Below are 12,408 nucleotides of genomic sequence, written 5' to 3'. Positions count from 1 at the left end.
TTCAGCCGACTCTGGCTTCCTCGACCTTCCCGCGCCTGGCATACAGGCGGATCCTGTTCGGCCGGAGGTCCAGTGTCACGGCTCCGTTTCCTTCCCTGTCGACGACCTCGACCTTGAAGCCGTCGGCCTCACATTTGGCGCGCGCCTCGTCCACCCGCGAACCCACGAGCTCGGACAAGGCGAACGACGGTGCTCGTTCACCGAACATCGGGCTCTCCTTCGGTCAGGGGCGGCGGCGCGGCCGGAGGCGTTGCGCGGCCAGGGTGGCGACCACGCCGGTCACCGCGCCCACCAGCACCGGCTTGAGCCCGTGCCGGTCCGGTGCCGCCACGACGGGCCGGACCACGACGGGCGGTGGCGGCCGCACGGGGTCCGGCGGGGCGTCGCGAGCGGTCGCCGTCCAGGCTGTCACGAACACCAGCATCCGGGCCACCAGCGAGATGAAGAAGATCAGGCCGATGATGGAGCCGAACGCGACCCCGGTCGGCGAGTTCCCGATCAGGCGCAGGTAGATCCCACCGGCCAGCTTCAGGAGTTCGAAGCCCAGCGCCAGCGCGACCGCGCCGCGCATCGCGCTGCGGACCCCGACCGGTTTCCGTGGCAGCCGGGTGAGCACCCAGAGGAAGACGAGCCAGTTGGCCAGCAACGCCAAGGGAATCGAGATCGCCGACAGCACGTTGTGCCCCCAGGCGGTGTCGTCGACCCCCGCCAGCCCCAGCAAGTACCGGCCGAGGGCGGACCCGGAAATGGTGATGGCGAAGGACACCAGGAGCGCGCTCGCGAGGCCGAGCAGCGCGAGCAGGTCCGCGGCGATCGTGCGCAGGAGCGGGAGATCCGACCGGTTCTGGCCCCACAGTGCGGTGAGCGCGTCGCGGAGGGAGTTCATCCAGTTCCAGCCGGAGTACAAGCCGATGATCAGACCGATGATCCCGACGCTGGTGCGCTGCTCGACGAACCCGGTGAGCAGCTCCCCCGCCTTGTCACCGAGCGCACCCGGCAACGTGCCGGTGAGCGCGCCCAGCATCGATTCGATCAGCTGCGGCTGGCTGGCCAGCACGAAGCCCGCCACCGAGACCGCGACCATGAGGATGGGCACCAGCGAGAACAGGCTGAAATAGGTGATCGACGCGACGTAGTGGTAACCGCCGTACTCGACGTAGCGGTTCACGGCCCGCGCCACGTGGTCCAGCCAGCGGTAGCGGGCACGCAGCCGCTGCCATTTCGTCGGTGCTTGCTTCTCCCTCACACGCCAATGTCTACCTCAGAGCCTGTTGGCGGAGCTGGAGACTCACCCTCAAAGCGGCCAAACGCGTGAACCCGCCCCGGCCGAAGGCCCGCTATCGCGGTGGCAGGGACCCGTTCACCCATCGTGACATGACCCCGGCCGTGCCCTGCCGACGTCGATCGCGGATGCGGGTTCACCGACAGACACTCAGCGAGGTCACAGCTCGTGGTCAACACGCGATCAAGCGAGCGCGATCAGCTCCGAGCCGTCGTCCTCCGGCAGTGACGGGCCCGCGGTCGCCAGCACGGTGTTGCCGAGAAAGTCCAGCTCACAGCCGAGGGTGGAGAGGAACGCGGTGTCGGCGGCGTCCCGCCCGGTCGCGATCCGGCACAGGCTCTGCCTCGGCGCGAGGCCGGTGGCGTCGAACACGTACCAGCGGCCGTCGATCGCGGCCTCGAACACGGCGTGGAAGTCCATTGGGGACAGTCCGGGCGCGTAGACCGCGGCGAACCGGGCGGGGATGTCGAGCACGCGGCACAGCGAGATGCAGACGTGCGCGTAGTCGCGGCACACCCCTTCGCCGGCGAGGTAGGTGTCGACGGCGTCGTCGGTCGGCGAACCGGAACCGACCACATAGGACAGGTGCCCGCCCACGTGCCGGACGATCGCCTCCACCTGGGCCCGCGCGCCGGGCAAGCCGCCGAAGCGGGACAGCGCGAGCCCGCCCATCCGGTCCGAGGGGCAGTACCGGCTGGGCCTGGTGTAGCGGATCAGATCGTCTTGGCCGAGCGGCTCGGCGTCGGCCGGGCCGAGGGCGCGTTCGGCCCGGTATCGCACGACGTGTTCCCCGGAGGGCAGGTCGACGACCTGGGCCCGGGTCCCGTGTTCGAACGCCACCTGGCGCGGCGGCGCGGGATAGGCGAACTCCTCCTGGGCGGCCCCGCCGGCGAGCGCGATCACGAACGCGGCGGGGCCGGGTTTCGTGACCCGGAAGGACATTTCGACGTCGACCTGAACGTGGGGACCCATGGCCCCATGGTGCCCCACGGCACCGGCTCAGGCGTAACGGACCTGGTAGTGCTTGATCCCGTTGAGCCAGCTCGACCGGAGCCGGTCCGGCGGGGAGACTTCCGCGATGTCCGGCATGACGTCGGCGATGGCGTTGAAGATCAGGTCGATCTCCAGCCGCGCGAGGTTGGCGCCGATGCAGTAGTGCGAACCCGTGCCGCCGAAGCCGACGTGGGGGTTGTCCTCGCGGAGGATGTCGAACCTCTCCGGCTCGTCGAAATGGTCCGGGTCGAAGTTCGCGGAACTGTAGAACATCCCGACCCGGTCGCCCTTGCGGATGTGCTGGCCGCCGAGCTCGGTGTCCCGGGTCGCGGTGCGCTGGAAGGCGACCACCGGGGTGGCCCAGCGGACGATCTCGTCCGGGGCGGTCTTCGGCCGCTCCTTCTTGTAGAGCTCCCATTGGTCGGGGTGATCGAGGAACGCCTTCATCCCGTGGGTGATCGCGTTGCGCGTGGTCTCGTTGCCCGCGACGGCGAGCAGGATGACGAAGAAGCCGAACTCGTCCGACGCCAGCGACTCGCCGTCGACGTCGGCCTGCACCAGCTTCGTGACGATGTCGTCCATCGGGCACTTGCGGCGTTCTTCGGCCATGTTCCAGGCGTAGCCGACGATCTCCGCGGACGCGGCCAGCGGTTCGACCTCGTACTCGGGGTCGTCGTAGGCGACCATCTGGTTGGACCAGTCGAAGACCTTGAGCCGGTCTTCCTGCGGGATGCCGATCAGTTCGGCGATGGCCTGCAAGGGAAGTTCGCAGGCGACGTCGACGACGAAATCCCCGGAGCCCTTCTTCTTCGCCTCGCTGACGATCCGTTCCGCGCGGTCGCGCAGGGTGTCCTCGAGCTTCGCGATCGACCTCGGCGTGAAGCCCTTCGACACGATCCGCCGCAGCTTCGTGTGCTGCGGGGCGTCCATGTTGAGCAGGACCAGCCGGTTGGCTTCGAGGCTGTCGTCGGTCATGTTCTCGTCGAACCGGATGATCGCGGTCTTCTCCCGGGAGGAGAACAGCTCGCTGTCCCTCGACACCGCCTTGACGTCATCGAGCCGGCTGACCACCCAGTAGCCGTCATCGCGGAAGCCCGCGGTGTTGTGGGGCTGGGGGTTCCACCAGACCGGTGCCGTGCGGCGGAGTTCGGCGAACTCCTCCAGAGGCAGTCTGGTGGCGTAAAGATCCGGATCGGTGAAATCGAAACCGGCGGGGATCAGGGGAGCGGCCACGGGCTACCTCCTACGCGGTTCGCCAATGAAACACGTTCTAGACCCGATTGAAGCATACGGCGTTTACCAAGTGAAGAGTTTTCAGTGAAACCCGTTAACTCGGCCTCCGTGGATCATGCGACCCAGGCAACGAGCGGGAACCGCGACCAGTGATCAAAATCGAGTCGACCCTGCGGCGACTTGCCCAAATCAAGAACGTGTTCTACTTTTCTCGGTAGTGAACAGTGTTTCCCGGGAGGCGAACGTGGGTAGTCCGGTGATCGTCGAGGCGGTCCGCACCCCCATCGGCAAGCGCAGGGGGCACCTGGCGGGGCTCCACGCCGTCGAGATCCTCGGCGCGGCACAGCGCGCCCTGCTCGAACGCGCGGGACTGGATCCCGCGCTGGTCGAGCAGGCGATCGGCGGCGCCGTGACCCAGGCCGGCGAGCAGGCGGGCAACGTCACGCGCACCGCGTGGCTGCACGCCGGGCTCCCCGAGACCACGGGCGCGACCACCATCGACGCCCAGTGCGGCTCGGCGCAGCAGGCGACGCACCTGATCGCCGGGCTCATCGCGGCCGGCGCGATCGACGCCGGTGTCTCCTGCGGGGTCGAGGCGATGAGCCGGGTCCCGCTGGGCGCGAACCGCGGCGAGGGCATCGGCACGCCCCGGCCGGAGTCGTGGTCGATCGACATGCCCAACCAGTACGGCGCAGCCGAGCGGATCGCGGAACGCCGCGGGATCACCCGGCAGGACGTCGACCGGTTCGGCACCGAGTCCCAGGCCAAGGCCGCCGCCGCCTGGGCCGCGGGGCACTTCGACCGCGAGGTCGTCGCGGTGAAGGCCCCCGTGCTCGGCGAGGACGGCGCACCGACCGGCGAGACCCGGCTGGTGTCCCGTGACCAAGGACTCCGCGAGACGACCGTCGAAGGCCTCGCCAAGCTCAAGCCCGTCCTCGAAGGCGGCGTGCACACGGCCGGGACCTCGTCTCAGATCTCCGACGGCGCGGCCGCGCTCCTGCTGATGGACTCGGACCGGGCCAAGGCACTGGGCCTCAGGCCGCGGGCGCGGATCGTCTCGCAGGCGTTGGTCGGCGCGGAGCCGTACTACCACCTCGACGGGCCCGTGCAGGCGACCGAACGTGTCCTGGCCAAGGCCGGGATGTCGATCGGCGATCTCGACCTCTTCGAAGTCAACGAGGCGTTCGCATCGGTCGTGTTGTCCTGGCTGCGGGTGCACCGGCCCGACGAGGACAAGGTCAACGTGAACGGTGGCGCGATCGCGCTCGGGCATCCCGTCGGCAGCACCGGCGCCCGCCTGCTGACCACGGCGTTGCACGAACTGGAACGCCGCGACGCGAGCACCGCGCTGGTGACGATGTGCGCCGGTGGCGCGCTTTCCACCGGCACGATCATCGAACGGATCTAGCGTCTAGCCCACGGCGACCTCGACCACCGGACCGTTGTCCGGCCTCGCGAGCCTTTTGAGCCCTTGACCCTCCTTCCAGAAGTCGAAATAGATGGTGTTGCCCTCGACCCAGGTCAGCACCGCCTCGGTGAGGTCGAGCCGGAAGACGTGAGCCTCCCCGTCGTCGCCCTGCAGGCGGGCTACCTCCGCCGGATCGGTGATCTCGACGGCCTTTCCCGACACCTTCGCGTCCGCGCCGCCCTCGTCGATCGCCGAGGCGGCGTGGATCGCGAACCTGCCGTCGTGCTGCAGATCCTTCGCCTTCATCGCGCCGATCATCGAACCGATCAGCAGGTCTTGCTCACGGAAATCGACCTCACTGCCACTGACCCTGGGCGAACCGTCCCGCCGGACCGTCGCCAGCACATGCGACTTCGCCGCGGTGAACCGTTCCTTGATCTTCTCCGCCAGCGCGGGTGCCTCTTCACTGAACTGCTGCCACGTCGCCATGTGCATTAGCGTCCCACCGGGGTCCGACAGTTTCGAGCCGTCAGGGCCGCGGCGCCCCCATCGGGTTCGGCAACGGGATCGCGCCGGCGTCGAAGATCCGGCGGCTCAGCGGGACGGCGATCCGCAGGACCTCGGCCGCCCCGTCCTCGCCCAAGGCGTCGAGCGGGCCGAGAGCGAGGCGGTCCGTTTCGTCCTCGACCCGTTGGCGCAGCTCGATTCCCGGGCCGGTGAGCCGGAGATCGGCGTCGAGGATCCCTCGTTCGGACAGCCGCGCGACACTCGCGTCCCACTCGTCGTCGGACCAGCCGCGGTTGATCTGGATGACCTCGCGCGTCACCGCCCCGCTGCCGATATGGGTCAGTGTCGTGTCGAGTCCGCGCAGTCCGGCGGCGACGGCGGAAAGCACGTGACCGTCCCCGCGATGCTCGCGCAGCACCGTCGCCGCGAGCCAGACCCGGCCCGCCGGCGTCGAGGGCCTGGCGACCGATGACCAGGCGGCGGCGAGAGGCCTGGCCGCGTAGTCGCAGCCGGTGACGGCGTGTTCGAGCAGATCGGCGAGGTCCCCGAGGGGCGCGTCGGCGGGAAGGATCCGGTTCAGGGCCTCCTCGACGGCGGCCATCCGGCTCCGGAGCACGACCGCCGGTTCGGCAAATTTCCACGCGTCGGGCAGGGAGCGCGCGACCATCCTCGGGGCGAACCCGAAGAGCATCGCGGTCGCGGGTGGTTCCGGCAGCGGCCCGAGCGGCGCGACCCTGCCGGCGAAATAGCCCATCCACCAGCCAGGCAGGCCCGCCGCCTTCGCCGCGGCCGCGGTCTCCGGGGCGAAGTAGACGACGGCGTGCAGCGGCTCGACCGCTTCCCAGAGACGGCGCTGAAGTGACTTCACTCCTCCATCTTGCCCCGCCGAAAACCGGATGCGGCTCCTCGCGGCATCGTGTGTGATCGCGACATGGTGATCAGCTTGGAGAAGCCGGGGACCGACGGGCTGGGCGAGGCCGTCAACGCGCTGCGGGAATGGCAATCCGAAGGCGTGGCTTGGCAAGTGCATCCCGGTGACCTCGGCTGGTACTGGCGTAACGGCGCGCCCGCGGTGGCCGAAGCGGTCCGGATCTGGCGCAGGGACGGCCGGATCCTCGCCGTCGGTCTCCTGGACGGAGCCGACCTCCTGCGGCTCACGACCGCGCCGGACGTCCGCCGGGACGAAGACCTGGCACGGCGGCTGGCCGAAGACGTGCACGCGTCGGATCGCGGCGTGCTCCCGCCCGGAGAGGTGTCCATCGAAGCGCCGATGGACGCGCTGCTCCAGGATCTGCTGCCCGGCCACGGCTGGCACACCGGCGAACCGTGGACCCCGTTGCGCCGCGATCTCACCGAACCGGTGAAGGCCCCGGACCTGCGGATCGAGACGATCGGGCCGGACGACTGCCACGTATGGGCCGACGTGATGCGCGGGGCCTTCGACGGCTCGACGTTCACGCCCGAGAAGTGGCGCACGCTGGCGACCGGCGCACCGTACGCCGACGCCCGGTTCCTGGTGGGATACGACGAGAAGGACGACGCCGTCGCGGCGGTCGCGGTGTGGTCGGCCGGTCCGGGGAAACCCGGTGTGCTGGAGCCGATGGGCGTGCACCGGGACCATCGCGGGCACGGTCACGGGCGCGCGATCACCTTCGCCGCGGCTGCCGCGCTCCGGGAGCTCGGCTCGTCGAGCGCGGGCGTGAACACGCCGAGTTCCAACGTCGCCGCCGTCGCGACCTACGAATCGGGTGGGTTCCAGCGGCTGCCCGAGGTCCGGGACCTGACGCGGGACACCTGAGCTGAAGGGCTTGGCTGAGACACACTTCGGCTCTGAAAGTACTTCATCGGCCGCATTCACCGTGGCTGAGGCGGACGGGCACCGATTCCCTTTTGCCGACAAGGGGCCAGGTGACGGCGAGCCAGACCGGGCCCCCTTGGGGGTATAGCCGTCACACCCCCCATTTTCCGTGCGCCCAGGCCGCCACCGCAGCACCCACGACACTCAACGCCACCACCGCGCAGCCCGAATCATTCGAAGCGGCGTTCCGGCGTGTGTTAAGCAGTCGTCGCCACAGCTCCTTCTCGTGATCCGCCAGGTAGAAACCAGCCGCCTGCCCGGTGGCTACGCCGTCCGGCACCCGGTACACGAACCAGGCGTGCGTCGGCGGTGCCGTCACCAACAGGCCATTGCCGGTCGGCGCCGCCTGTCGTACCAAGGGCGCGGCGACCTCGCATGTCGGATTCCCGACGTTTTCCAGATACAGCAGGAGATGCTCCTGCGCGCGGGCCTTCGATTCGAACGAGTCCGGATAGGTGGTGATGTCCCCTCGGTACGGGCCTATGGCGACGAACTCCGACCAGCCCCATCGCTCTCCCATTCCCTGGCCTCCTCAGACGAGTATCGCTCCGATGACCACGCCGACTCCGGCCGCCCACACCGCGATCAAGATCAAGGTGCGCATAGAACAGATGACCTTCATCTGCCCTCCTCCGAGTGTCGAGGGTCTTATGGTCAGATTGACTATTAGCGACTATTCGGACGATACCGTTCGCAACCTCTTTTGGTCAATGCGACCAGAAGATAGGGTGGAGTTCGTGAGCAAGCTGGAAGCCCTTCCCGCCGCGGTCGCGGTAGACCTGGCCGTACTGACCATCCGCGAGCGGTCCCTGCATGTCCTGGTCATCGAACGCGCCACCGCGCCCTACCGCGGCCGGTTCGCGTTACCGGGCGGGTTCCTCGAAGACGGCGAAGACCTCGATCAGGCCGCGTATCGGGAACTGGCCGAGGAGACCGGCTTGGACGCCGGCCGACTGCGCATCCGACAGCTCCACAGCTATGGCGCGCCTGGCCGGGATCCGCGGGGGCGCGTCGTATCGGTCTGTTACGTCGCACTGATGCCGGACCTGCCCATGCCTGTGGCAGGCGGGGACGCCCACGCCGCTCATTGGCTCCCCGTCCGCGAATTGCTGGACACAGAGGCGAAACTGGCGTTCGACCACCACCGTTTGCTGACTGACGCGGTCGAACACGCCCGAGAAGCGCTTACCAGTACCACCGTCGCGACCGCGTTCTGCCCACCGGAGTTCACCATCGGCCAGCTACGCGACGTCTACGAAATCGTCTGGAGCACTCGGCTGGATCCGGCGAACTTCCACCGGAAGGTGACTGGCGTACCTGGTTTCGTGATCGCCACTGGCGGAAAGTCGTCCGAGACCGGAGGCAGGCCCGCATCCCTGTACCGGGCCGGACCGGTGACTCGCCTGCACCCGGCGATTCTGCGCGAGCACACGGCATGAGTGCCGGAGAGGTCTCGGTGGTGGTCTGCGCCGCACTGGGCGTGGAGTACCTCGCCGTTCGCGACCATCTACGCGGGCCGTTCACTGAACGCGAGGAACGCGGCACCCTCTATCAGATCGGCGTCTTCCCCACCGGCCGCGGCCCCTGCCGGGTGGCGCTCACCCAAACCGGTGCCGGCGCCACCCACGCGGGAATAGAGCTCGAACGTGCCATCTCCGTCTTCCACCCCCAAGTGGTGCTGTTCGTCGGGGTGGCCGGCGGCCGTAAGGACGTGTCGCTCGGCGACGTCGTGATCGCCGACCACATCTACGACTACGAGTCCGGCAAGGAGACAGCCACCGATTTCCTACCCCGCATCAAAACCTCGGCCCCGACCACGCGGCTGCTCCGCCGCGCCCAGCAGCTCGCCCGCGACGCGGCCTGGCAAAACCGTATCCTCCCCGCCGCTCCGGCGACCGCACCGAAAGCGGTGGTCAAGCCGATCGCGGCGGGCGGCAAGGTCGTCGGCGACACGGGCTCAGCCACCGCCCGATTTCTGGACCAGCACTGTGGGGACGCGGCCGCGGTCGAAATGGAAGGCCACGGTTTCCTGCACGGCGCCTACCTCAATGAGGGCGTCCAGGCCCTGGTCGTGCGCGGCATCTCCGATCTGCTCTCCGGCAAGAGCGAGGCCGCCGACGAACAGTGGCAGCCCCTGGCATCCCGGCACGCAGCCGCGTTCGCCTTCGAACTGCTCGCACACGAAGCGGTGCCCGATGCCGTTCTCGACGGCACTCATGCCTATGAGACCGCCCGCGAACTGGAAATGCAGTGGGAGACGACCGTCGAGGACCTGGTCGAAATCGAACGGCTCTACCGCGAAGCGGCGGCCGCCGGGCACGCCGACGCGATGGCCCGGGTGGGCTTGATCGCCGAAGGCCGACTACGGGCATCGCGGCGCGGGCAAGAGTCAGGTGAGCCGTCCGCCGCCGATGTGGAAACCGCGATGTACTGGTACGCCAAATCCGCGGAACTCGGCAGCGTGTTCGGGGCGCTCTACCTCGGACGGCTCTACGAGGAACGGTTGGGAAAGCCCGCCGAAGCGCTCAAGTGGTACGAGAAATCCGCCGACGGCGGTCACGGTGGCGCGCGATCCCGCCTGGAGGGCTTGCAACGCAGACTGGCGATGGGGCTCGGCCCGTTACAGGGCCGCGCCCAGTTCGATTCCACACCGCGGCTCCCCCACCCGGACGAAAGGAAGCCCATGGCCACCGACACCGAGTACGAACGCTGGGTCGAACGGGAATGGGGAGGCTCCAAGTACCGAATGTTCGCGTTCTGCCTGGGCGACCTGGATCGGGAGTGCGGTGGGGCCTACGGAGAGTGGGGGACCCTGACCGAAGATGAAAGCGTGGCGATCCTCGGCCATTTCACCCTGCTCATGCCCACGCGGATCCATTTGCCGGCTGTCGCGCTCGAATACTGCCGGAGTATCGGCGAAGGGAACCTTCGGAAATTCGCGGCCGATCTGCGACAGGGTTCCGGCCCCCGGCCCGAAGAGCTGGCGCCGGTCTGGTGGCGGCAGCGCGCGGAGAACCGGATCTGTACCGAGCTGTTCCACTACAACTTCGTGCTCTCGGTGCAAGACTACGATTCGCTCGTCTCGCTGGTGGATGCCCTCATCGGGCACATGGCGGACGACAGCGCTTCGAACGCCGAAGCTCTCCTGAATCTGCGGATGATCTCGCGGGAGCTGGCGAAGCGGCGCGAACAGGCTCTCCCGACGTACGGCGAAGGCGAGTGGGAGTTTTCGTTGCTTGTCACGCAGGAGCAGATCGGAACCTTCCGCCGCCTCGCCGCCATGCAATCAGACAACCAGGAGGCCGAGGCGGACTTCCTGGCGTTCTGGCAACGTGTCCACGCAGCCCTCGAATCCGCCACGACGACGCCGTTCGTCTAGTTCCACGACGCGGATCCGGACCACCGATCGAGCGCTGCTAAGCCCCATAAACGGGTTCAGGCGCGGGAGCCTCCGCCAGTAACTCCGCCACCACCGGCCCGAGTTCGGCGGGCGACCACCGGGAACCCTTGTCCCGCACCGTGCCGTGCCGCCAGCCCTGCGCGATCGAGACGCGCCCGCCGTCGACCTCGAACACCCGTCCGGTCACCCCGGACGACTCCTCGCTGCCGAGCCACACCACCAGCGGCGACACGTTTTCCGGTGCCATGGCGTCGAAACCGTCCTCCGGCGCGGCCATGTCGTCGGCGAAGGCCACTTCGGTCATCCGGGTGCGGGCGGCCGGGGCGATCGCGTTCACGGTGACGCCGTACCGCGCGAATTCGGTGGCGGCGACCAGCGTGAGCCCCAGGATCCCGGACTTCGCGGCCGCGTAGTTCCCCTGCCCGACGCTGCCGAGCAGACCCGCGCCCGAACTGGTGTTGATCACCCGCGCGGTCCGCGTCCGGCCGGCCTTCGCCTCGGCTCGCCAGTATTCGGCGGCGTGCCGCGTCGGCGCGAAATGCCCCTTCAGGTGGACGCGGACGACCGCGTCCCATTCGTCCTCGCCGAGGTTGACCAGCATCCGGTCGCGCAGGAAACCCGCGTTGTTGACCAGGACGTCCAAGCCACCGAACGTCTCGACGGCCGTCCGTACCAGGGCCGCGGCGCCGTCCCACGAGGCGATGTCGTCGGTGTTCGCCACCGCCTTGCCGCCGAGCGCCTCGATCTCGTCGACGACGTCCTGGGCGGGCCCGGCCGATCCTCCGCTTCCGTCGATCCCGGCGCCGAGGTCGTTCACCACCACCCGCGCGCCCTCGGCGGCGAACGCGAGCGCGTGCGCCCTGCCGATGCCACGACCGGCTCCGGTCACCACCACGATCCGGCCGTCGGCGATCCCGCTCACACCGGCTCCTTTCGTTCTTTCACCAGGGAATTGGAAGCGGCGAGGAAGGCAGGCACCTCTCCCCCGCCATGTACGGTCAGGCAGGCGCCGCTGACGTAGGAAGCCAGCGGGGAAGCCAGGAACACCGCGCAGGCACCGATCTCGTCCGGATCGGCCAACCGTCCTAACGGGACAGTCGCGCTCACCGCCTCGATACCCGCTTCGTCGCCGTAATGCAGATGCGAGTGCTCCGTCCGCACCATGCCGACGTCGAGCCCGTTGACCCGCACCTTCGGCGCCCACTCGACGGCGAGCGAAGCGGTCAGGTTGTCCAGGCCCGCTTTCGCCGCGCCGTAGGACGCCGTGCCCGGCGACGGTCTCGTCGCGCTGACACTGCTGATGTTCACGATGACGCCGCCGCTTTCCTGCTCCTGCATGACGGCGTTCGCCGCACGCGCGACGGCCAGCGGCGCGAGCAGGTTCAGCGCGACGATCTTCTCGTGGAACCGCGGCGACGCGTTCGCCGCCTCGGCGTACGGCGCGCCGCCCGCGTTGTTGACCACGACGTCGAGCCTGCCGTGCCGCCGGACGACCTCTTCGACGAGCGCGTCGACCTCTTTCGGGTCGCGGACGTCGCAGGAGATGAACGTCGACGCGCCGTCCCCGGCACACACGGGCCGCTCGGGTTCGGTGCGCGCGCAGGTGACGACTTCGGCTCCGGCACGCAGGAAAGTCCTGGTGATACCGGCGCCGACGCCGCGGACCCCACCGGTCACCAGCACCACGGCGCCGTCGAGCCGGAGTTCGAGTGCCATGCCGGGCCTCC

13 protein-coding genes are annotated in these 12,408 nt (G+C 68.8%); 4 read left to right on the top strand and 9 right to left on the bottom strand.

The features are described from left to right. Window position 1 precedes the first annotated feature (1 nt). The 4 genes from ACZ1DY_RS15200 to ACZ1DY_RS15185 form a co-directional block, all read right to left on the bottom strand. Window positions 2–208, bottom strand: a complete 207-nt coding sequence (locus tag ACZ1DY_RS15200) for a hypothetical protein (RefSeq protein WP_465484737.1) — start codon at window positions 206–208, stop codon at window positions 2–4. A gap of 15 nt (window positions 209–223) precedes the next feature. Beyond that, the gene (locus ACZ1DY_RS15195) at window positions 224–1,246 is read right to left on the bottom strand and encodes a YhjD/YihY/BrkB family envelope integrity protein (protein ID WP_126731441.1); all 1,023 of its coding nucleotides are present in this window, start codon (window positions 1,244–1,246) and stop codon (window positions 224–226) included. 219 nt (window positions 1,247–1,465) lie between these two features. Further along, window positions 1,466–2,254, bottom strand: a complete 789-nt coding sequence (locus ACZ1DY_RS15190; RefSeq protein ID WP_465484736.1) for a transglutaminase-like domain-containing protein — start codon at window positions 2,252–2,254, stop codon at window positions 1,466–1,468. A gap of 27 nt (window positions 2,255–2,281) precedes the next feature. Continuing rightward, window positions 2,282–3,508 (bottom strand): cytochrome P450, encoded by a 1,227-nt coding sequence (locus tag ACZ1DY_RS15185; RefSeq protein WP_465484735.1) that lies wholly within the window; start codon window positions 3,506–3,508, stop codon window positions 2,282–2,284. Window positions 3,509–3,752: 244 nt separating this feature from the next. Here ACZ1DY_RS15185 and ACZ1DY_RS15180 point away from each other — a divergent pair, with 244 nt between their 5' ends. Continuing rightward, a complete protein-coding gene (locus ACZ1DY_RS15180; RefSeq protein ID WP_465484734.1) occupies window positions 3,753–4,916 on the top strand; it encodes a steroid 3-ketoacyl-CoA thiolase in 1,164 nt (387 codons plus the stop codon). Between the two features lie 3 nt (window positions 4,917–4,919). Here ACZ1DY_RS15180 and ACZ1DY_RS15175 read toward each other — a convergent pair whose 3' ends face one another. After that, window positions 4,920–5,405 (bottom strand): pyridoxamine 5'-phosphate oxidase family protein, encoded by a 486-nt coding sequence (locus ACZ1DY_RS15175; protein WP_072027958.1) that lies wholly within the window; start codon window positions 5,403–5,405, stop codon window positions 4,920–4,922. Between the two features lie 40 nt (window positions 5,406–5,445). Continuing rightward, window positions 5,446–6,291: an SCO6745 family protein gene (locus tag ACZ1DY_RS15170; protein ID WP_063272996.1), complete on the bottom strand. Its 846-nt coding sequence runs from the start codon at window positions 6,289–6,291 to the stop codon at window positions 5,446–5,448. A 63-nt stretch (window positions 6,292–6,354) separates the two neighbouring features. On the opposite strand from ACZ1DY_RS15170, the gene ACZ1DY_RS15165 reads away from it, so the two are divergent. Further along, the gene (locus ACZ1DY_RS15165) at window positions 6,355–7,221 is read left to right on the top strand and encodes a GNAT family N-acetyltransferase (RefSeq protein WP_465484733.1); all 867 of its coding nucleotides are present in this window, start codon (window positions 6,355–6,357) and stop codon (window positions 7,219–7,221) included. Between the two features lie 151 nt (window positions 7,222–7,372). Here ACZ1DY_RS15165 and ACZ1DY_RS15160 read toward each other — a convergent pair whose 3' ends face one another. Beyond that, a complete protein-coding gene (locus ACZ1DY_RS15160) occupies window positions 7,373–7,801 on the bottom strand; it encodes a hypothetical protein (protein WP_465484732.1) in 429 nt (142 codons plus the stop codon). 31 nt (window positions 7,802–7,832) lie between these two features. Between ACZ1DY_RS15160 and ACZ1DY_RS15155 the strand changes: the two genes are divergently transcribed. Together ACZ1DY_RS15155 and ACZ1DY_RS15150 are read left to right on the top strand one after the other, a co-directional pair. Beyond that, a complete protein-coding gene (locus tag ACZ1DY_RS15155) occupies window positions 7,833–8,720 on the top strand; it encodes an NUDIX hydrolase (protein ID WP_465484731.1) in 888 nt (295 codons plus the stop codon). Continuing rightward, entirely contained in the window at window positions 8,717–10,660 is a 1,944-nt protein-coding gene (locus ACZ1DY_RS15150; protein ID WP_465484730.1) for a phosphorylase family protein, read from the top strand. The genes ACZ1DY_RS15155 and ACZ1DY_RS15150 overlap by 4 nt, the downstream gene beginning before the upstream one ends. 37 nt (window positions 10,661–10,697) lie before the next feature. Here ACZ1DY_RS15150 and ACZ1DY_RS15145 read toward each other — a convergent pair whose 3' ends face one another. Continuing rightward, window positions 10,698–11,603 carry an SDR family oxidoreductase gene (locus ACZ1DY_RS15145; protein WP_465484729.1) on the bottom strand — a complete coding sequence of 302 codons (906 nt, stop codon included), beginning with the start codon at window positions 11,601–11,603 and terminating at the stop codon, window positions 10,698–10,700. Continuing rightward, entirely contained in the window at window positions 11,600–12,397 is a 798-nt protein-coding gene (locus ACZ1DY_RS15140) for an SDR family oxidoreductase (protein ID WP_126731429.1), read from the bottom strand. The genes ACZ1DY_RS15145 and ACZ1DY_RS15140 overlap by 4 nt, the downstream gene beginning before the upstream one ends. Between the last annotated feature and the right edge of the window lie 11 nt (window positions 12,398–12,408).

Source organism: Amycolatopsis sp. PSD-21 (genome assembly GCF_055561455.1).
Note: the sequence above shows the minus strand (reverse complement) of the source record. Positions and strands in the feature narration are given on the sequence as shown.

Excerpts from the sequence above, each read along its gene's own strand:
- ACZ1DY_RS15160 (WP_465484732.1), bottom strand. The coding sequence starts at position 7,801 with ATGGGAGAGCGATGGGGCTGGTCGGAGTTCGTCGCCATAGGCCCGTAC.
- ACZ1DY_RS15150 (WP_465484730.1), top strand. The coding sequence starts at position 8,717 with ATGAGTGCCGGAGAGGTCTCGGTGGTGGTCTGCGCCGCACTGGGCGTG.
- ACZ1DY_RS15140 (WP_126731429.1), bottom strand. The coding sequence starts at position 12,397 with ATGGCACTCGAACTCCGGCTCGACGGCGCCGTGGTGCTGGTGACCGGT.
- ACZ1DY_RS15175 (WP_072027958.1), bottom strand. The coding sequence starts at position 5,405 with ATGGCGACGTGGCAGCAGTTCAGTGAAGAGGCACCCGCGCTGGCGGAG.
- ACZ1DY_RS15155 (WP_465484731.1), top strand. The coding sequence starts at position 7,833 with ATGACCACGCCGACTCCGGCCGCCCACACCGCGATCAAGATCAAGGTG.
- ACZ1DY_RS15190 (WP_465484736.1), bottom strand. The coding sequence starts at position 2,254 with ATGGGTCCCCACGTTCAGGTCGACGTCGAAATGTCCTTCCGGGTCACG.
- ACZ1DY_RS15165 (WP_465484733.1), top strand. The coding sequence starts at position 6,355 with ATGGTGATCAGCTTGGAGAAGCCGGGGACCGACGGGCTGGGCGAGGCC.
- ACZ1DY_RS15200 (WP_465484737.1), bottom strand. The coding sequence starts at position 208 with ATGTTCGGTGAACGAGCACCGTCGTTCGCCTTGTCCGAGCTCGTGGGT.